The organism is Streptomyces sp. BK340, from assembly GCF_007827595.1.
Taxonomy (GTDB): Bacteria; Actinomycetota; Actinomycetes; order Streptomycetales; family Streptomycetaceae; genus Streptomyces.
Window position 1 is genome coordinate 62,658 of sequence record NZ_VISR01000028.1, and the last position, 17,030, is coordinate 79,687.

Genomic DNA, 17,030 nt, shown 5'->3' on the forward strand with positions numbered 1-17,030 from the left:
CGCGCGAGCGAATTCAAGCGTGCCGGGCCCTGCGACTCCGGCCTGATCCGCCGGACACGCCCCGGGGCGCCTCCCGCACCCGGGACCCCTCCGTCAGGGCGCCTCCCGGATTCGGAACGCCTCCGCGTCCCACGTCCCGTACAGGCGCGGGGCCAGCCACTGCGCTGCAGCCGTGCGGAAGTCGGCGGGCTGGAGTGCCCCGGCCCCCGCGGGCAGTGCGCCGAGCAGCGGGGCGGCGGCCACCTCCGGCAGGTCCATGACGTTGCAGCGGGAGGCGAGGTCGGGGGCGTCGGGCCAGCTGCCGATCACCACGCCGGCCAGCTCCAGCTCGCGCGAGCTCAGTTCACGGGCCGTCAGTTCCGTGGTGTTCAGTGTGCCGAGCCCGGCGGAGGCCACGACCAGCACCGGAGCGTTCAGCAGCCGGGCCGCGTCCGCCAGCGTTCCGCCCGCCGCGTCGAACCGTACGAGCAGTCCGCCCGCCCCCTCGACCAGCACCAGATCGTGCTCGGTGGCGAGCTTGGCCGCGGCCTCGGCCACCTCGTGCGGATGCACCGGGGCCATCCCGGCCCGCCGGGCCGCCGTACCCGGAGCCAACGGCTCCGGGAACCGCGCCAGTTCGGTGGCCGTGACGGGCCCGGCGAGCCGGGCGACCTCGTCCGCGTCACCGCGCTCGTCCGGCCGTACCCCCGTCTGCGCGGCCTTCAGCACGGCCACCGACTGCCCGGCCGCGAGCGCCGCGGCGGCAACGGCCGCGGTCGTGACCGTCTTGCCGACCTCCGTGCCCGTGCCCGTGACTACCAGTACCGGCATCTCATCCCTCCCGCGCCGCGGCGCACACCGCGCGTGCGATCCGTGCCACGTCCGCGTCGTCCGTGACGAACGGCGGCATCGTGTAGATCAGGTCGCGGAACGGGCGCAGCCACACGCCCTCCCGCACCGCGGCCCGGGTGGCCGCGGCCATGTCCACCTGGTGGTCGAGCTGGACGACCCCGATGGCGCCGAGGACGCGGACGTCCTTGACACCGGGAAGGTCCGCGGCCGGAGCCAGGCCCGCGCGCAGGCCCGCCTCGATCCGCCCGACCTCCGACCGCCAGTCCTGCCCGTGCAGCAGCTCGATGGAGGCGCAGGCCACGGCCGCCGCCAGCGGATTGCCCATGAAGGTCGGCCCGTGGGCGAGCACCGGCACCTCGCCCTGCGAGATGCCGTCCGCGACCCGGGGCGTGCACAACGTCGCCGCCAGCGTCAGATAGCCGCCGGTCAGCGACTTGCCCACGCACATCACATCCGGTGTGACACCCGCGTGGTCCGCCGCGAACAGTGCACCCGTGCGTCCGAACCCGGTGGCGATCTCGTCGAACACCAGCAGCACGTCGTGCGCGTCGCACGCCTCGCGCAGCACCCGCAGATACGCGGGGGAGTGGAACCGCATCCCACCCGCGCCCTGCACCACCGGCTCCACGATCACCGCGGCCAGCTCATCGGCGTGCCGCTCGATCGCCGCGCGCAACTCCTGTGCGTACGGCTCCTCGTAATCGGCCGGAGGCGGGCCCACGAACACCTGGCGCTGGAGCACGCCGGTCCACAGCTCGTGCATCCCGCCCTCGGGGTCGCAGACCGACATCGGCTGCCAGGTGTCGCCGTGGTAGCCGCCGCGCCAGGTCAGCAGCCGCTGCTTGCCCGGGCGGCCGAGCGAGCGCCAGTACTGCAGGCACATCTTCACGGCGACCTCGACCGACACCGACCCGGAGTCGGCCAGGAACACATGCTCCAGGCCGTCCGGCGACAGGTCGACAAGGAGCTTCGCCAGCCGTACGGCGGGCTCGTGCGTGAGCCCGCCGAACATCACATGGCTCATCCGCCCGAGCTGCTCGCGCACCGCCTCGTTGAGGACCGGGTGGTTGTAGCCGTGGATCGCCGACCACCACGAGGACATGCCGTCGACGAGTTCACCCGAGCCGTCCGCGAGCCGCAGCCGGACCCCGCTCGCCGACTCCACGACGAGCGGTTCGGCGCGCCCGGGCATCGGACCGTACGGATGCCACACGTGCCGGCGGTCCAGCTCCAGCAGTTCGGGCACGCTCAGGCCGGACGGGTCAGGCATTGGGCGCGAGGTCCGTTCCGGCACCCCGGCGGCGGACGGCGACCAGGTCGGTCCGCGCCTCGTTCGTGGCCGGTACGGACGCCGTACCGTGCACGTCCGCTCCTTCGTGCGAACCGCAGACGGATCCGCACCCGGCCCCGTCGTGCGCCCCGCAGCCCGCATCGGCGTGCGACCCGCAGCCGCCCCCGGCCGCCGTCGCCCGGTGCTCCGGCAGCGTCACCTCGCCGGCGCCCTCCACCTCGAACCCGGCGTCCGCGATCATCTCCAGGTCGGCCTTGCCGGCCTGGCCCTCGCTGGTCAGGTAGTCGCCGAGGAAGATGGAGTTGGCCAGGTTCAGCGCGAGCGGCTGCATCGTGCGCAGGTGGACCTCGCGGCCGCCCGCGATGCGCACCTCGACGTCGGGGCAGACGAAGCGGACCATCGCGAGGATGCGCAGGCAGCGCTGCGGGGTGAGGTTCCACTCCGCGGAGAGCGGGGTGCCCTCCATCGGGATGAGGAAGTTCACCGGAACGGAGTCCGGGTCCAGCTCGCGCAGTGACAGGACCACGTCCACCAGGTCCTCGTCGGTCTCACCCATACCGGCGATGAGACCCGAGCAGGCGGACAGACCGGCGGCGTGCGCCTTCTGCACCGTGTCCACCCGATCGGCGTACGTGTGGGTGGTGGTGATGTCCCCGTACGTGGCCTCGGAGGTGTTCAGGTTGTGGTTGTAGGCGTCCGCGCCCGCCTCGCGCAGCCGTTCGGCCTGGCCGTCGGAGAGCAGACCGAGGCAGGCGCACACCTCGACGTCCTCGTTCTGGCCCTTGATGGCCTTGATGGTCTCGGAGACCCGGTCCACGTCCCGGTCGGTCGGGCCGCGCCCGCTGGCCACCAGGCAGACGCGCTTGGCGCCCCCGGCCAGGCCTGCCGCGGCGGCCTGGGAGGCCTGGTCGGGCTTGAGCCAGGTGTACTTGAGGATGTCGGCCTTGGAGCCGAGCCGCTGGGAGCAGTAGGAGCAGTCCTCGGGGCACAGCCCGGACTTCAGGTTGACCAGGTAGTTGAGTTTCACGCGCCGGCCGAACCAGTGCCGGCGCACCTTGCCGGCCGCGGCCACCACATCGAGCAGGTCGTCGTCGGAGGTGGCGAGCACGGCGAGTGCTTCCTCACGGGTCGGCAGCTCGCGCCGCAGCCCCTTGTCCACCAGCGTGTTCAGCAGGTCCATGAGGCCCGATCCTGTCCTACGGGACCGCTTCCGGCCAAGGAGAGATTGCACAACGGAGACGGATCACCGTGTGGGTATTGCCACACCCTGGGTGGTCGGCCGTGCCGCTAGGGTCTGTCCGCTACCTACAAAAGCCCCGGAGGACCCATGGCGTTCGGCTGGATCGACGAGCAGGCCGAGGCGCGTCGCCGCGCCGGACTCGTACGGACCCTGCGCCCGCGCCCCGCCGACTCGCCGCTGCTGGATCTGGCGAGCAACGACTATCTGGGCCTCGCCCACCACCCCGAGGTCGTCGAAGGGGCGGCCCGTGCCGCCCGGACCTGGGGCGGCGGCGCCACCGGCTCCCGGCTGGTCACCGGCACCACCGAGCTGCACACCGAGCTGGAGCGCGAACTGGCCGACTTCTGCGGGTTCGAGGCGGCTCTCGTGTTTTCATCCGGTTATGCCGCGAACCTCGCCGCGGTCACCGCGCTGGGCCCGCACGGCTCCCTGATCCTGTCCGACGCGGGCAACCACGCCTCGCTCATCGACGGCTGCCGGCTCGCCCGGGGCACCACGCAGGTGGTCGGGCACGCCGACCCGGAGGCCGTGGACAAGGCGCTGGGCACGCACGGCGGAGAGGCGATCGTCGTCTCCGACACCGTGTTCTCCGTCGACGGCGACGCGGCCCCGCTGGCCGCGCTGGCCGAGGCGTGCCGGGAGCACGGCGCGGGGCTGGTCGTGGACGACGCCCACGGTCTCGGAGTGCTGGGCGACGGCGGCCGGGGCGCCCCGCACGCGGCCGGTCTCGCGGGCGCCGGGGACGTGGTCGTCACGGCCACGCTCTCCAAGTCGCTGGGCAGCCAGGGCGGGGTGGTGCTGGGTCCGGCCCGGGTGATCGGCCATCTGGTCAACGCGGCCCGGACGTTCATCTTCGACACGGGTCTGGCCCCCGCGGCCGCGGGGGCCGCGCTGGCGGCGCTGCGGCTGCTGCGGCGCGAACCGGCACGGGCGGAACGGGCCCGTGGGGTCGCCGCCGAACTGCACGCACGCCTGACCGCCGCGGGTCTGGAAGCGGTGCGTCCGGACGCCGCGGTGGTCTCGGTGCGGGCTCCGTCCCCGGAGCAGGCCGTGCGCTGGGCGGCCGACTGCCGTACGGCAGGCCTGGCCGTGGGCTGCTTCCGTCCTCCTTCCGTGCCCGACGGCATCTCACGGCTGAGGCTGACCGCCCGCGCGGACCTCTCCGGGGCCGAGATCGAACGCGCTGTACGTGTGATCGGCGAGACGCGACCATGAGTCGGCGTGACACGGCCGGGCATCGCACGAAAGTGATCGGATCTGATCAGTAGGGGTCGGTCCGAACGGGTGGGAACGGGATCATAGGAGCGCGGTCACGAACCCCGCCCAGCTCCCGGGGGAGAAGAGCAGCGCGGGTCCGGCCGGCTTCTTGGAGTCGCGCACGGCGAGCAGTCCGGCCCAGCGGCCGGAGTGCGGCCGGGCCGTCTCCACACAGTTGTTGGCTCCCGTGCTGTAGCTGCTGCGCAGCCAGCGCACGTCGTGCAGATCGGTACTGGCAGGGACGTTCCGAGGCAGTGCTGGCATGGTGCCTCCTTACGCGCCGTCGCCTATCCCGGCGATGTAATCCAACGATTCCTCGGGTGAAAGGGCGTGGATCTGGAGGGTGTTGAAGGCCTCCAGGTAGGCCTTGAGGTCTTCTTTCCGTTCCAGGTAGAGGCTACTCGTCAACTGGTCGAGAACAACCACGTCCAGATCGGAAGTGCTCTGAAATGAGAAAATAACGAAAGGCCCGGTGAGGCCGACATGCGCACCGGAGGCGAACGGGAGCACCTGGAGGCGCACTTGGGGCAGGCGGGCGCACTCGACCAGCCGGTCCAGCTGCCGCGCCATGACCTCCGGTCCGCCGATCTCGCGCCTGAGCACCGCCTCGTCCAGTACGGCGCTCAGCTCCAGCGGTGGATCGGAGCGCAGCACGTCCTGCCTGGCCAGCCGCACCTCCACCAGCGCGTCCAGCCGCTCCGCGTCCACCCCGTCCAGGGCCGCACGGGTGACCGCGCGGGCGTATTCGGGCGTCTGAAGAAGGCCGGGAACCACCGTGGTCTCCAGGGTGCGCATCCCGGTCGCCTGCGACTCCAGGCTGATGAAATCGCGGTAGGTGGACGGCAGGATGCCGCGGTAGGCGTGCCACCAGCGGCTGCGCCCGCCCGCCTCCTCCGAACCCGCCAACATCAGCAGCAACTCACGCAGTTGGCCGTCCCGTTCCCCGTAGGCGTCGAGGAGTAACCGCACGTCGGCCGGTTTCACCCCGCTGGCGCCGGTTTCGATGCGGCTCACCTTCGACTGGTGCCAGCCCACGAGACGGGCCGCCTCACCGCTGGTGAGCCCCGCCCCGGTACGCAGTGCACGCAGTTCGGCGCCCAGTTTGCGACGCCGCACCGCGGGACCGTTCTGCATGGATTACTCCTTACTCCTTCCGGGCCGCCCAAATACGGTCTCGCGTCGCAGAGTTCACCGCTTCGAGCGACAGATATATGCATATCTTGGTGGATCGCTCCCCTGACCGGCCTGGTGATGGCAGTCTGGCGAACAAGCACCATTCCGGGACCGTACTCGAACCATCCGCTCCTCGTCGGACTGCGGTCCCGTGGGAAAGGGACGACGTCGCCATGGCAGACCATCTGGAAGCATCCGTCACTCTGCCGAGCGATCCCGCCTCGGTCTCCGCGGCCCGCTCCTACGTGGTGGGAACCCTCGAGGAGTGGGGGCTGCCGTCGGACACCGAAGCGGCCGACACCGTGCGGCTCATCGTCTCCGAGCTGGCCACCAATGCCGTACAGCACACCTTCGGACAGTCACCCACCTTCACGGTCGACATCGCGCTGGACCGTGACGAACATCTGCGCATCGGCGTCACGGACAGTCATCCGCGCTTTCCGAAGAGACTGCCCGCCGCCGTCCAGCAGGACAACGGACGCGGCATGGTCATCATCCGCTGGCTCACCGCCGAGTGCGGTGGCAAGCTCCGCGTGCGCCCCACCCGCGAGGGCGGCAAGACGGTCTCCATCGAACTCCCCTGGACCATCCCGGCCGAGCCGGTGACGGCAGGCCAGCCCGAGCTCTAGCCGGTCCCCGCCCGCCCCTGCCGAACCGCTTTGGAAGCACGCGGCCACCCCCGATCGGCCGGGCGACGGTTCACCGCGACGGCCGCTCACGCACCGGAGTCTGCCGGGCGCGGCCGAACGCCCCGTGCAGCAGGGCCCGGAACGCCTCCGCCGCCGGAGCGACCTCGTCGGGCCGGAAGGCGACCGAGATCGTACGGCGCAGCCGTCCCGCCTCCAACGGCCGTACCCCGACGGGAGTCACCGCGGTCCGCGCCACCATCTCCGGTACGACGGCCACCCCGAGCCCCGCGCTGGCCAGCGCGCACACCACGGCATACCCGGGGGTCGGCACCAGCAGCGCAGGAGTGGCGCCCGCCTCGGCGAGCAGAGCCTCCACCTCCCGCCGGGCCGGATGGTGCGGGGCCATGCTGATCAACGGCTGCCCGGCCAGCTGTTCCAGCGGCAGCCGGGACGAGGCGCTGCTCAGCGCATGACCCGGTGCCGTCACCAGCACCAGCTCCTCCACCAGGACCGGCTCCAGACCGACCGAGGCCGGTACCGCCGCGCCCTCGCCCGGGTGGTAGGCGTGGGTCAGCGCCAGATCCACCTCGCCGGCCGCCACCGCGGCGACCCCGGCCGGCGGGTCGTAGTCGGCGACCGACAGCTCGACGTCCGGGTGCGCCCGGCGGAACGCGCTCAGCGCCGGCGGCAGCAGGTGGACGCCCGCGGTCGGGAAGGTGCCGAGCCGCAGCACCCCGCCCGACAGACCGGTCAGCCGTGCCAGTTCGTGCCGGGCCTGCTCCAGCTCGTCAAGGACTCTCCGGGCTCGCGCCACCAGCACCTCGCCCGCCTCGGTCAGCCGGGTCCCGCGGTGATGGCGTACGAGCAGCGCCGCGCCCGCCTCCCGCTCCAGCTTGGCCAGTTGCTGGGAGAGCGCGGGCGGCGTGTAGCCGAGCCGGTCGGCGGCCCGTGTGATGGAGCCCGCCTCCGCCACGGCGACCAGCGCGGCCAGCCGGGTGGGGTCGTACATGGGACCAGCCTAAAGCACTGCTTAAGACAGACCATGTTCATTCGAAATACCTGCTGAAGGCCGCCTCCGTGCACGCTGGCGGTATGGACGGACAGCTCATCGCCTTCACCGGGATCGCCGCCGGACTCGTCGCCATGCCGGGCGCCGACTTCACGGTGGTCGTGCGCAACGCACTGGTCTCCCGCCGCGCCGGCGCGGTCTGCGGGCTCGGCATCGCGGGCGGCCTTCTCGTGCACACCGCGCTGGCGGTGGCCGGAGTCGCGGCCGTGCTGGTGGCCGTCCCCGCGCTCTTCCGCGCGCTGCAGCTGCTGGGCGGCGTCTATGTGCTGCAGCTCGGCGTGCGGACCCTGTGGTCGCTGCGGCGGTCGGCCACCGATTCCGTCGAGGCGACACCGCCGGTCGGGCACCCGCTGCGGCAGGGCTTCGTCACCAACGTCCTCAACCCGAAGGCCTCACTGACCTTCCTCAGCCTGCTGCCCCAGTTCGTGCCGTCCGGCGGCTCCGCGCTTCCCAGGACGCTGCTGCTCGCGCTGATCGTCTGCACGCTGGCGCTGGCCTGGTTCCAGGTGGTGGCCCTGCTGGTGGACCGCCTCGGCCGGTGGCTGCGCCGGCCCCGGGCCGCCCGCATGCTGCGGACGGGCACCGGGGCGGCGCTCACGGTGCTGGGATCGGCCCTGCTGCTGGAGCCGCTCCTGCCCTGAGCCAGGGTCAGCTGACCCTGCCGTACCAGACGCTCCTGGTCCAGATCTTCTCCAGCCGCACCACGGCCCCGGTCTTCGGCGCGTGCCAGATCTTGCCCTTACCGGCGTAGATGCCGACGTGGTAGACGCTGGAACCCGAGTGGAAGAACACCAGGTCGCCGGCCCTGCGGTTGCCGGCCGAGATGTGATGCGTCTTGTTGTACTGCTGGGCGGCCGTGCGCGGCAGCTTCTTGCCCGCCTTCTTGAACGAGTAGAGGGTCAGCCCCGAGCAGTCGAAGCGGCGCGGCCCGGTGGCCCCCCATGCGTACGGGGCACCCTTCTTGGAGGCCGCGACCTGGAGTGCCTTCGCCGCCATGCCGGCGGCCGAGGCGTCGGTGGCGAGGCCCGGCACCACGATCGAGCCGCCCACGGCGGCGAGGGTGAGGGCCGAGGCCGTACCGGCCCGGGCCATGAGCGACGGGACACGATTGAGCGCAGTCATGCGCAACCCTTCGTCAGCCGCCTGTGAAGGATGACCTGTCGGATTCGGGCTGGCGAAGTTGCCCGGCCGCGTTGCTGCGGCTTCACCCCAAGGGCTGCTCGGTGCGACCGCCCGTCTGTGCGACGAACGTCCGTTCCGGCGACCCGGCTTGCTTGGGTCCTCCACTCCTGCCGATCCACTCCTGTCGACCGGTCATCCGGGGCGGCGGCAGGACTCGGCGTCCGCCCGGATCGCCCCGCCGCGGTGGCGGGGTCTTGTCGTCAGACAGGGATCTTCACTCACAGGAGTCGGAAAATCCCAATGGAATCGGGGATTTGTGGCGTTACTCACCACTCACCCGTTCGGGTGGACGCTGCTGTGTTCGAGGCACCGTCAGATCCCGCGCGTAGCCCCGGACCTGGGAAGAAGCACTTTCCCGCCGACCTTGAACCGGCGTGCTGCGCAAGCCGGGAGACCCGGAAAAAGTTCGGAAGATACGCCGGCCGGGGGTACATCGTTCGGGCCGTTTCGTGTCCGGCTCCGACGGGTCCGTCGACGCGTTGGTCCGTCGGGCCGGTCGAGCGTCCGGATCAGCCCACGCAGTCCGGCGGGAGCACGACGCGAGCGGTGCGGCGCTCGCCGTCGAGCACCCTCAACGCCCGTGCCAGCGTGTCCCCATGCAGCTGCGTCTCGCCGCGCTGGTGCATGAGGGCGAGCGCGTCGCGCAGCTCGGACGCCTTGCGCACCAGGGCCTGCGCCGCGCGCAGCCCGCGGTAGGTGTCCCCGGACTGCGCCGGGTTGATCCGGCCCAGCAGGTCGACCGCCTCCAGGTAACAGTCGATCAACTCGCCCTCGGCGCGCGTCAGGGCGGGCAGCGGCGGAAGCTCCGGTGGCAGCATCGGCCGGGTCACCTCGCGTGCCGTGCGCCGGGGGTGCCCCTGCGGCTCGGGACCACCCCGTCCACCAGGCCGTACGCCAGTGCGCCCGGCGCGTCCAGCACCAGTTCCCGCTCCAGGTCCTGGCGGACCTGTTCCAGGGTGCGCCCGGTGTGCAGGACCAGCATCTCCTCCATGAGGGTGCGCGTCCGGGCCAACTCGTCGGCCTCGATGACCAGGTCGCTCGGCTGCCCCTCGGCCGGTTCGGGCAGCGCGGGCTGTTCGAGCACCATGCGCGCGTTCGGCAGGGTGAACCGCTTCCCCGGGGTTCCTGCCGCGAGCAGTACCGCGGCGGCCGAGGCGGCCTGGCCCAGGCAGTAGGTCTCCACGTCGCAGGTGACGTACCGCATCGTGTCGTAGACCGCCGTCATCGCGCTGAACGAGCCGCCCGGGCAGTTGACGTACAGCGTGATGTCCCGGTCCGGGGCCGTGTGTTCGAGGTGCATGAACTGCGTGATGACGTCGGTCGCCGCTGTGTCGTCGAGCGGTGTCCCGAGGAAGACGACCCGGTTCTCGAACAGCTTCGAGTAGGGGTCGAGCGTGCGGTGGCCCGTGCTCGTGCGCTCGGTGAACTCGGGCAGGACGTGACGGGCGGACAGTCGGGTCATGGGCATACCCCTTCGTCGCGACAGGGCCGGTGCGGCCTCGCTTCTGTAAAAAATGTACAGGATGTACGTGACGTTAGAATGGGGGCATGGCCTACGAGATTCCGGTGACGCAAGCCAGGGCTGAGCTCGCCGACCTGATCAACCGGGTGGTGTACGGCGGTGAGCGCGTCGTCGTGACCCGGCACGGCAAGCCGTTGGTCGCGCTGGTCTCGGCCGCGGACCTGGAGCGGCTCGACGCCCTCGACGAGCCGGCCGAGGAGCAGCCGGCGGTCACCTCGGTGTCCCGTGTTCGAGAGGTCGAGCCCACGGCCCGGGAGCGGCAGCGCTTCGGGATCGCGGCCGAGCACCGGGGGCCCGGCGCCTCGTAGTCGGGTATGTGCGGGCCCATTGCGCAGTCATGTGTTGATCAAGGTCTGGTTAACGTCGCTGAAACTCCGGCGAACTAGCCTGCCGATCCACGCCACCAGGGGTTTTTCTGCCTGTGTTGATCATGTTCGGGCGAATTTGTCTGTGTGTTACACCTATCCCCGTCGTGGTGGCTGCGGCAGCCGGACCCCGCACGGTCCGGAGCAAGGACTGTGAGGTGGGACGTGCAACTGACCCCGCACGAACAAGAGAGGCTGCTGATCCATGTGGCGGCCGATGTGGCCGAGAGGCGCCGGGCCCGTGGGCTCAGGCTCAACCACCCGGAAGCGGTCGCCCTCATCACGTCGCACATCCTGGAGGGCGCGCGTGACGGCCGTACCGTCGCCGAGCTGATGTCCTCCGGCCGCAAGCTCCTCACCAGGGAAGACGTCATGGACGGCATCCCGGAGATGATCCACGACGTCCAGGTCGAGGCCACCTTCCCGGACGGCACCAAGCTCGTCACGGTCCACGAGCCGATCATCTGAGGGGGCCGCGATGATTCCCGGAGAGGTGCTTTTCGCGGACGGCCCCGTCGTCTGCAACGAAGGTCGCGAGGTCACCCGGCTGACCGTGCTCAACGCCGCCGACCGGCCCGTCCAGGTCGGCTCCCACTACCACTTCGCCGAGGCCAACCCCGGCCTGGAGTTCGACCGGGCCGCCGCCCACGGCAAGCGGCTGAACGTCGCCGCCGGCACCGCCGTACGCTTCGAGCCCGGCATCCCGGTCGCCGTCGAGCTCGTGCCGATCGCCGGCGCCCGGATCGTGCCCGGACTGCGTGGCGAGACCGGAGGTGCCCTCGATGTCTGAGCTCTCCCGCGAGGCCTACGCCGACCTGTTCGGCCCCACCACCGGCGACCGTATCCGGCTCGCCGACACCGACCTGCTGATCGAGATCGAGGAGGACCGCTCCGGCGGCCCCGGACTCGCCGGTGACGAGGCGGTCTTCGGCGGTGGCAAGGTCATCCGCGAGTCCATGGGCCAGTCGCGTGCCACGCGCGCGGAAGGCACCCCGGACACGGTCGTCACCGGGGTCGTCATCGTCGACCACTGGGGGATCGTCAAGGCCGACGTCGGCATCCGCGACGGCCGGATCACCGGCATCGGCAAGGCCGGCAACCCCGACACCATGGACGGCGTGCACCCCGACCTGGTGATCGGCCCCGAGACCGAGGTCATCGCCGGCAACGGACGGATCCTCACGGCCGGCGCCATCGACGCGCACGTCCACTTCATCTGCCCGCAGATCGCCGACGAGGCGCTCGCCTCCGGCATCACCACCCTGGTCGGCGGCGGCACCGGACCGGCCGAGGGCTCCAAGGCGACCACCGTGACGCCCGGCCCCTGGCACCTGGCCCGGATGCTGGAGGCGATGGAGCAGTACCCGCTCAACATCGGCTTCCTCGGCAAGGGCAACACGGTCTCGCACGAGGCGATGCTCTCCCAGATCCGCGGCGGCGCCCTGGGTCTCAAGCTGCACGAGGACTGGGGGTCCACCCCGGCCGTCATCGACGCGGCCCTGACCGTCGCCGAGCGCACCGGCATCCAGGTCGCCATCCACACCGACACCCTCAACGAGGCCGGTTTCGTGGGCGACACCCTCGCCGCGATCGCCGGCCGGGGCATCCACGCGTACCACACCGAAGGCGCCGGCGGCGGGCACGCGCCGGACATCATGACCGTGGTCTCCGAGCCGCACGTGCTGCCCAGCTCGACCAACCCGACCCGGCCGTTCACCGTCAACACCGCCGAGGAGCACCTCGACATGCTGATGGTGTGCCACCACCTCAACCCGGCGGTCCCGGAGGACCTGGCCTTCGCCGAGTCCCGGATCCGGCCCTCGACCATCGGCGCCGAGGACATACTCCACGACCTCGGCGCGATCTCGATCATCTCCTCCGACTCCCAGGCCATGGGCCGGGTCGGCGAGGTCGTCCTGCGCACCTGGCAGACCGCGCACGTCATGAAGCGGCGTCAGGGCGCGCTGCCCGGCGACGGGCGGGCGGACAACCGGCGGGTACGGCGCTATGTCGCCAAGTACACGATCAACCCGGCGCTCGCCCAGGGCCTGGCCCGCGAGATCGGCTCCGTGGAGACCGGCAAGCTCGCCGACCTGGTGCTGTGGGAGCCCGCGTTCTTCGGGGTCAAGCCGCACCTCGTCATCAAGGGCGGCCAGATCGCGTACGCACAGATGGGTGATGCCAACGCCTCCATCCCGACGCCGCAGCCGATCCTGCCCAGGCCGATGTACGGGGCGATCGGACGGGCGCCGGCCGCCAACTCGTTCAACTTCGTGGCCCCGGCGGCCGTCGAGGACGGGCTTCCGGAGCGGCTCCAGCTGGGCAAGCGCTTCGTCGCCATCGACTCGACGCGCGGGGTGACCAAGGCGGACATGCGGGAGAACGACGCGCGTCCCCAGGTGCGGATCGACCCCGACAGCTTCGCCGTGCACATCGACGGCGAGCTGGTCGAGGCGGCTCCGGCGGCCGAACTGCCCATGGCCCAGCGCTACTTCCTCTTCTGATGTCCAGGGCAGCACTGCTCGTCCTGGCCGACGGCCGCTTCCCCGCCGGAGGGCACGCGCACTCCGGCGGGGCGGAGGCCGCCGTCAAGGCGGGACGGATCACCTCCGCGGCGGGCCTGGAGGACTTCTGCCGCGGGCGGCTGCACACCGCCGGCCTGGTCGCGGGCGCGCTGGCGGCCGCCGCCGTCCTGGGCGTCGAGCCCCGGGAGCTGGACGCGGCCGCGGACGCCCGCACCCCCTCGCCCGCGCTGCGGCTCGCCGCGCGCAGGCTCGGCCGGCAGTTGATGCGGGCCGCGCGAGCGAGCTGGCCTTCCGCGGAACTCGACGCGCTGGCGCAGGAGTTCCCCAAGGGCGCCCATCAGCCGGTCGTGCTCGGAGTCGCGGGGCGGGCAGCCGGTCTCGGCCCCATGGACGCGGCGTACTGCGCGGCCTACGAGAGCGTGAGCGGGCCGGCGACGGCCACGGTCCGTCTGCTGAGCCTCGACCCGTTCGACGCGACGGGAATTCTGGCCCGGTTGGCCCCGGAGCTGGACCGCGTCGCGGACGCGGCGGTGGAGGCGGCGCGCAGGGTGACCGACGAGGGAGTCGATGCGCTGCCCGCCGCGTCCGGGCCCCTGCTGGAGGTCGGTGCGCAGTGGCACGCGACCTGGCCCGTGCGCCTGTTCGCGTCATAGATCTCCGCACCTCACCGCACCCGCCCGACCCGGTCGGGCGGCGAGTGGCCGACCCCACACGAAGCCTCTCAACCATTGGAGCCGTACATGCACCTCGACCACACCCACCACGGCCCCGCCGCCGTGAGCGCCGACGCCCACCGTCCCGACGGCTCCCGCCGCGCGCTGCGCATCGGGCTCGGCGGCCCCGTCGGCTCCGGGAAGACCGCGACCGTCGCAGCGCTGTGCCGCCTGCTGCGCGACCAGCTGTCCCTGGCCGTCGTCACCAATGACATCTACACCCGCGAGGACGCCGAGTTCCTGCTCCGGGAGGCCGTGCTGCCGCCCGAGCGGATCACTGCCGTCGAGACCGGGGCCTGCCCGCACACCGCGATCCGCGACGACATCTCCGCCAACCTCGAGGCCGTGGAGGACCTGGAGGACGAGGTCGGGCCGCTGGACCTGATCCTCGTCGAGTCCGGCGGGGACAACCTCACCGCCACCTTCTCCAAGGGGCTCGTGGACGCGCAGATCTTCGTGATCGACGTGGCGGGCGGCGACGACATCCCGCGCAAGGGCGGGCCCGGCGTCACCACCGCCGACCTGCTCGTCGTCAACAAGACCGACCTCGCGCCGCACGTCGGTTCCGACCTGGCCCGGATGGCCGCCGACGCCAAGGCGCAGCGGGCCGAACTCCCGGTCGTCTTCCAGTCGTTGCGTGGGGAGGCCGGCGTCGCGGACGTGGCCGCGTGGGTGCGGGAGCGGCTGGCCGCGTGGGCGGCATGACGGCGACCGGCGTCCGGGCGAACGCCCGGATCGTCGCCCGCGCCGACGGGCGCGGCGGTACGGCGCTGCCCGTGCTGGACGGCGAGGGCCCGCTGGCGCTGCGCCGCACCCGGGCGAGCGGCGGCGAGGCACGGGTGATGGTCGTCGGCGCGATGAGCGGCCCGCTCGGCGGGGACCGCTTCGCGCTGGAGGCGCGGGTGGAGGAGGGTGCCCGGCTGCACGTCGGCTCGGCCGCCGCCACCATCGCTCTCCCGGGTCAGGGCAAGGGCGAGGCCCGCTACGGCGTACGGCTGGACGTGGCCGACGGCGGCGAGCTGCGCTGGCTGCCCGAGCAGCTGATCTCGGCCGGCGGCAGCGACCTGTACGTCACCACGCGGGCCGAACTCGCCGCCGGGGCACGGCTCGTGCTGCGCGAGGAGCAGGTGCTCGGCCGGGTCGGAGAGGCACCGGGGCGGCTCACCAGTCGGCTCACGGTGCGCGTCGCCGGCCGGACCGTGCTGGACCAGGAGCTGTCCTGCGGACCCGGCGCGCCGGGCGGCTGGGACGGGCCCGCCGTGCTCGCCGGACACCGGTCGGTGGGCCAACTCGTCGTCGTACGGCCTGAGTTCGCCGAGCAGCCGGCTGCGGCGCGGATGCTGGGGGAGTGCGCCGCACTGGTTCCGCTGGCGGGACCCGCCGTACTCGTCAGCGCCGTGGCCCCGGACGCGCTGGGGCTGCGGCGGCTGCTGGACGAGGCCCTGACCCTGCTGGCCTGAAAGGCACGCGTTCCGCTCAGCGGGACGTGATCGTCCGTTTATCGGATTGGTAAAGAAACGTCTGCGCCCCCTGTTCTCAGAGGGCTCACAGCGGAGAGGATCCCCGCCTGACCACTCGTACAACTCTGTTGGGGGAGGGGCCCACTTGAGGGAGAACAGACCGAAGAGCCGCCTGCTGGCGTTCGGTTCGGCCGGAGCACTCGTCACCGCGACCCTGATAGCCGGCGCGGTGTCGGCTCCCGCGGCCAGCGCCGACAGCCGCCACGGGCAGGACCGCGAGGCCAGGGGCGCCCAGATCGCCGCCGCCCGCGCCGCCAAGGCCGGCATCGACTGGCAGGACTGTCCTGCCGACTGGGGCCTGGAGAAGCCCATCCAGTGCGGCTGGGTCTCCGTGCCGCTCGACTACGCCAAGCCGTACGGCAAGCAGATCAAGCTCGCCGTCGACCGCATCGGCAACACGGGGACCCCCGAGGAGCGCCAGGGCGCTCTCGTCTACAACCCGGGCGGTCCCGGCGGCTCCGGTCTGCGCTTCCCGCGCCGGGTCGTCACCAAGAACGCCGTCTGGGCGAACGTCGCCAAGGCCTACGACTTCGTGGGCTTCGACCCGCGCGGTGTCGGTCACTCGGCGCCCATCTCCTGCGTCGACCCGCAGGAGTTCGTCAAGGCCCCCAAGGCCGACCCGGTGCCGGACACCGAGGCCGACAAGAGCGCGCAGCGCAAGCTGGCCCGCGAGTACGCGCAGGGCTGCGCCGAGCGCAGCGGCGCCATGCTGCCTCACATGACCACGCCGAACACCGCCCGCGACCTGGACGTCATCCGCGCCGCGCTGGGCGAGAAGAAGCTCAACTACCTCGGCGTCTCCTACGGCACCTACCTCGGCGCCGTCTACGGCACCCTCTTCCCGGGCCACCTGCGCCGCATGGTCGTGGACAGCGTGGTCGACCCGTCGCGCGAGAACATCTGGTACCAGGCCAACCTGAACCAGGACATCGCCTTCGAGGGCCGCTGGAAGGACTGGGAGGACTGGGTCGCCGCGAACGACGCCGCCTTCCACCTCGGCACCACCCGCGCCGCCGTCCAGGCCAAGTGGCTCGAACTGCGCGCCACCGCCAAGAAGAACCCCATCGGCGGGGTCGTCGGCCCGGCCGAGCTGATCTCCTTCTTCCAGAGCGCCCCGTACTACGACTCGTCGTGGGTGCCGGTCGCCTCGGTGTTCAGCAAGTACGTCGCCGGTGACACCGAGGCCCTCGTCGACGCGGCCGCCCCCGACCTGTCGGACACGGCCGGCAACATCAGCGCCGAGAACGGCAACGCCGTCTACACCGCCGTCGAGTGCGCCGACGCCAAGTGGCCCACCAGCTGGCGCAAGTGGGACCGGGACAACACCCGGCTCAACAAGGACTACCCGTTCATGACCTGGGCCAACGCCTGGATGAACCTGCCCTGTGCCACCTGGCCGACCAAGCAGCTGACCCCGGTGGACGTCAGGACGCACCGAGGCCTGCCGCCGGTGATGATCGTGCAGTCCACGCGTGACGCGGCGACCCCGTACCCGGGCGCCGTCGACCTGCACAAGCGCTTCAAGGGCTCCCGCCTGATCACCGAGGAGGGTGCGGGCTCCCACGGTGTGACCAGCCTGGTCAACCCCTGCATCAACGAGCGGGTCGACAGCTACCTGATCGACGGCAAGCTGGACACCGCCGACGTGAGCTGCGCGCCGCACGCGACGCCCAAGCCGTAATCCCTTCGGTACGGCAACGAGGGGCGGCCGGA

General features: G+C 71.8%; 20 protein-coding genes and 1 riboswitch. Of the genes, 11 read left to right on the plus strand and 9 right to left on the minus strand.

Annotation, left to right across the window (positions count from 1 at the left end):
- Positions 1 to 93 precede the first annotated feature (93 nt).
- From bioD to bioB, 3 genes are read right to left on the minus strand one after another with little or no spacing between them, the layout of a single operon-like run.
- Positions 94 to 810, minus strand: a complete 717-nt coding sequence (gene bioD, locus FB157_RS36490; RefSeq protein WP_145885008.1) for a dethiobiotin synthase — start codon at positions 808 to 810, stop codon at positions 94 to 96.
- Between the two features lies 1 nt (position 811).
- A complete protein-coding gene (locus FB157_RS36495) occupies positions 812 to 2,101 on the minus strand; it encodes an adenosylmethionine--8-amino-7-oxononanoate transaminase (RefSeq protein WP_145885009.1) in 1,290 nt (429 codons plus the stop codon).
- Positions 2,094 to 3,302, minus strand: coding sequence for a biotin synthase BioB (gene bioB, locus FB157_RS36500; RefSeq protein ID WP_145885010.1), 1,209 nt, complete (start codon positions 3,300 to 3,302; stop codon positions 2,094 to 2,096). Before bioB ends, FB157_RS36495 begins: the two co-directional genes overlap by 8 nt.
- Before the next feature lie 147 nt (positions 3,303 to 3,449).
- Between bioB and FB157_RS36505 the strand changes: the two genes are divergently transcribed.
- Positions 3,450 to 4,577 (plus strand): 8-amino-7-oxononanoate synthase, encoded by a 1,128-nt coding sequence (locus tag FB157_RS36505; RefSeq protein WP_145885011.1) that lies wholly within the window; start codon positions 3,450 to 3,452, stop codon positions 4,575 to 4,577.
- 81 nt (positions 4,578 to 4,658) lie between these two features.
- Here FB157_RS36505 and FB157_RS36510 read toward each other — a convergent pair whose 3' ends face one another.
- Both FB157_RS36510 and FB157_RS36515 read right to left on the minus strand, forming a co-directional pair.
- The gene (locus FB157_RS36510; protein WP_145885012.1) at positions 4,659 to 4,883 is read right to left on the minus strand and encodes a DUF397 domain-containing protein; all 225 of its coding nucleotides are present in this window, start codon (positions 4,881 to 4,883) and stop codon (positions 4,659 to 4,661) included.
- 9 nt (positions 4,884 to 4,892) lie between these two features.
- Complete coding sequence (locus tag FB157_RS36515; RefSeq protein ID WP_145885013.1) at positions 4,893 to 5,753, minus strand: helix-turn-helix transcriptional regulator; 861 nt, start codon at positions 5,751 to 5,753, stop codon at positions 4,893 to 4,895.
- A gap of 212 nt (positions 5,754 to 5,965) precedes the next feature.
- On the opposite strand from FB157_RS36515, the gene FB157_RS36520 reads away from it, so the two are divergent.
- Positions 5,966 to 6,421, plus strand: coding sequence for an ATP-binding protein (locus tag FB157_RS36520; protein WP_145885014.1), 456 nt, complete (start codon positions 5,966 to 5,968; stop codon positions 6,419 to 6,421).
- A 70-nt stretch (positions 6,422 to 6,491) separates the two neighbouring features.
- On the opposite strand, the gene FB157_RS36525 is transcribed toward FB157_RS36520, so the two are convergent.
- Entirely contained in the window at positions 6,492 to 7,430 is a 939-nt protein-coding gene (locus tag FB157_RS36525) for a LysR family transcriptional regulator (protein WP_145885015.1), read from the minus strand.
- An 83-nt stretch (positions 7,431 to 7,513) separates the two neighbouring features.
- Between FB157_RS36525 and FB157_RS36530 the strand changes: the two genes are divergently transcribed.
- Positions 7,514 to 8,131: a LysE family translocator gene (locus FB157_RS36530; RefSeq protein ID WP_145885016.1), complete on the plus strand. Its 618-nt coding sequence runs from the start codon at positions 7,514 to 7,516 to the stop codon at positions 8,129 to 8,131.
- Positions 8,132 to 8,138: 7 nt separating this feature from the next.
- Here FB157_RS36530 and FB157_RS36535 read toward each other — a convergent pair whose 3' ends face one another.
- From FB157_RS36535 to FB157_RS36545, 3 genes are all read right to left on the minus strand, one after another.
- Complete coding sequence (locus tag FB157_RS36535; protein WP_145885017.1) at positions 8,139 to 8,612, minus strand: C40 family peptidase; 474 nt, start codon at positions 8,610 to 8,612, stop codon at positions 8,139 to 8,141.
- Between the two features lie 3 nt (positions 8,613 to 8,615).
- A riboswitch (cyclic di-AMP (ydaO/yuaA leader) is annotated at positions 8,616 to 8,842 on the minus strand.
- 339 nt (positions 8,843 to 9,181) lie between these two features.
- Entirely contained in the window at positions 9,182 to 9,490 is a 309-nt protein-coding gene (locus FB157_RS36540; RefSeq protein WP_145885018.1) for a hypothetical protein, read from the minus strand.
- A gap of 8 nt (positions 9,491 to 9,498) precedes the next feature.
- On the minus strand, positions 9,499 to 10,134 hold the full coding sequence (locus tag FB157_RS36545) for an ATP-dependent Clp protease proteolytic subunit (protein WP_145885019.1): 636 nt from the start codon (positions 10,132 to 10,134) through the stop codon (positions 9,499 to 9,501).
- An 86-nt stretch (positions 10,135 to 10,220) separates the two neighbouring features.
- Between FB157_RS36545 and FB157_RS36550 the strand changes: the two genes are divergently transcribed.
- The 8 genes from FB157_RS36550 to FB157_RS36585 all read left to right on the plus strand — a co-directional run bounded on the left by FB157_RS36550 (position 10,221) and on the right by FB157_RS36585 (position 16,998).
- Positions 10,221 to 10,502, plus strand: coding sequence for a type II toxin-antitoxin system Phd/YefM family antitoxin (locus FB157_RS36550; protein WP_145885020.1), 282 nt, complete (start codon positions 10,221 to 10,223; stop codon positions 10,500 to 10,502).
- Between the two features lie 222 nt (positions 10,503 to 10,724).
- Positions 10,725 to 11,027 (plus strand): urease subunit gamma, encoded by a 303-nt coding sequence (locus tag FB157_RS36555; RefSeq protein ID WP_145885021.1) that lies wholly within the window; start codon positions 10,725 to 10,727, stop codon positions 11,025 to 11,027.
- 10 nt (positions 11,028 to 11,037) lie between these two features.
- A complete protein-coding gene (locus tag FB157_RS36560; protein ID WP_145885022.1) occupies positions 11,038 to 11,349 on the plus strand; it encodes an urease subunit beta in 312 nt (103 codons plus the stop codon).
- Positions 11,342 to 13,063: an urease subunit alpha gene (locus FB157_RS36565; protein ID WP_145885023.1), complete on the plus strand. Its 1,722-nt coding sequence runs from the start codon at positions 11,342 to 11,344 to the stop codon at positions 13,061 to 13,063. Before FB157_RS36560 ends, FB157_RS36565 begins: the two co-directional genes overlap by 8 nt.
- Entirely contained in the window at positions 13,063 to 13,737 is a 675-nt protein-coding gene (locus FB157_RS36570; RefSeq protein ID WP_145885024.1) for an urease accessory protein UreF, read from the plus strand. The genes FB157_RS36565 and FB157_RS36570 overlap by 1 nt, the downstream gene beginning before the upstream one ends.
- A gap of 87 nt (positions 13,738 to 13,824) precedes the next feature.
- Entirely contained in the window at positions 13,825 to 14,502 is a 678-nt protein-coding gene (gene ureG, locus FB157_RS36575) for an urease accessory protein UreG (protein ID WP_145885025.1), read from the plus strand.
- Positions 14,499 to 15,257 carry an urease accessory protein UreD gene (locus FB157_RS36580; RefSeq protein ID WP_145885093.1) on the plus strand — a complete coding sequence of 253 codons (759 nt, stop codon included), beginning with the start codon at positions 14,499 to 14,501 and terminating at the stop codon, positions 15,255 to 15,257. The genes ureG and FB157_RS36580 overlap by 4 nt, the downstream gene beginning before the upstream one ends.
- Before the next feature lie 145 nt (positions 15,258 to 15,402).
- Entirely contained in the window at positions 15,403 to 16,998 is a 1,596-nt protein-coding gene (locus FB157_RS36585) for an alpha/beta hydrolase (protein ID WP_186581852.1), read from the plus strand.
- Positions 16,999 to 17,030 lie beyond the last annotated feature (32 nt).

What these genes read in the sequence shown, in the direction of transcription:
- FB157_RS36545 (WP_145885019.1), bottom strand. Translation starts at nt 10,134, where the DNA reads ATGACCCGACTGTCCGCCCGTCACGTCCTGCCCGAGTTCACCGAGCGC.
- FB157_RS36505 (WP_145885011.1), top strand. Translation starts at nt 3,450, where the DNA reads ATGGCGTTCGGCTGGATCGACGAGCAGGCCGAGGCGCGTCGCCGCGCC.
- FB157_RS36580 (WP_145885093.1), top strand. Translation starts at nt 14,499, where the DNA reads ATGACGGCGACCGGCGTCCGGGCGAACGCCCGGATCGTCGCCCGCGCC.
- FB157_RS36540 (WP_145885018.1), bottom strand. Translation starts at nt 9,490, where the DNA reads ATGCTGCCACCGGAGCTTCCGCCGCTGCCCGCCCTGACGCGCGCCGAG.
- FB157_RS36535 (WP_145885017.1), bottom strand. Translation starts at nt 8,612, where the DNA reads ATGACTGCGCTCAATCGTGTCCCGTCGCTCATGGCCCGGGCCGGTACG.
- bioB (WP_145885010.1), bottom strand. Translation starts at nt 3,302, where the DNA reads ATGGACCTGCTGAACACGCTGGTGGACAAGGGGCTGCGGCGCGAGCTG.
- FB157_RS36525 (WP_145885015.1), bottom strand. Translation starts at nt 7,430, where the DNA reads ATGTACGACCCCACCCGGCTGGCCGCGCTGGTCGCCGTGGCGGAGGCG.
- FB157_RS36565 (WP_145885023.1), top strand. Translation starts at nt 11,342, where the DNA reads ATGTCTGAGCTCTCCCGCGAGGCCTACGCCGACCTGTTCGGCCCCACC.
- FB157_RS36510 (WP_145885012.1), bottom strand. Translation starts at nt 4,883, where the DNA reads ATGCCAGCACTGCCTCGGAACGTCCCTGCCAGTACCGATCTGCACGAC.
- FB157_RS36515 (WP_145885013.1), bottom strand. Translation starts at nt 5,753, where the DNA reads ATGCAGAACGGTCCCGCGGTGCGGCGTCGCAAACTGGGCGCCGAACTG.
- bioD (WP_145885008.1), bottom strand. Translation starts at nt 810, where the DNA reads ATGCCGGTACTGGTAGTCACGGGCACGGGCACGGAGGTCGGCAAGACG.
- FB157_RS36520 (WP_145885014.1), top strand. Translation starts at nt 5,966, where the DNA reads ATGGCAGACCATCTGGAAGCATCCGTCACTCTGCCGAGCGATCCCGCC.
- FB157_RS36495 (WP_145885009.1), bottom strand. Translation starts at nt 2,101, where the DNA reads ATGCCTGACCCGTCCGGCCTGAGCGTGCCCGAACTGCTGGAGCTGGAC.
- FB157_RS36530 (WP_145885016.1), top strand. Translation starts at nt 7,514, where the DNA reads ATGGACGGACAGCTCATCGCCTTCACCGGGATCGCCGCCGGACTCGTC.
- FB157_RS36550 (WP_145885020.1), top strand. Translation starts at nt 10,221, where the DNA reads ATGGCCTACGAGATTCCGGTGACGCAAGCCAGGGCTGAGCTCGCCGAC.
- ureG (WP_145885025.1), top strand. Translation starts at nt 13,825, where the DNA reads ATGCACCTCGACCACACCCACCACGGCCCCGCCGCCGTGAGCGCCGAC.
- FB157_RS36560 (WP_145885022.1), top strand. Translation starts at nt 11,038, where the DNA reads ATGATTCCCGGAGAGGTGCTTTTCGCGGACGGCCCCGTCGTCTGCAAC.
- FB157_RS36570 (WP_145885024.1), top strand. Translation starts at nt 13,063, where the DNA reads ATGTCCAGGGCAGCACTGCTCGTCCTGGCCGACGGCCGCTTCCCCGCC.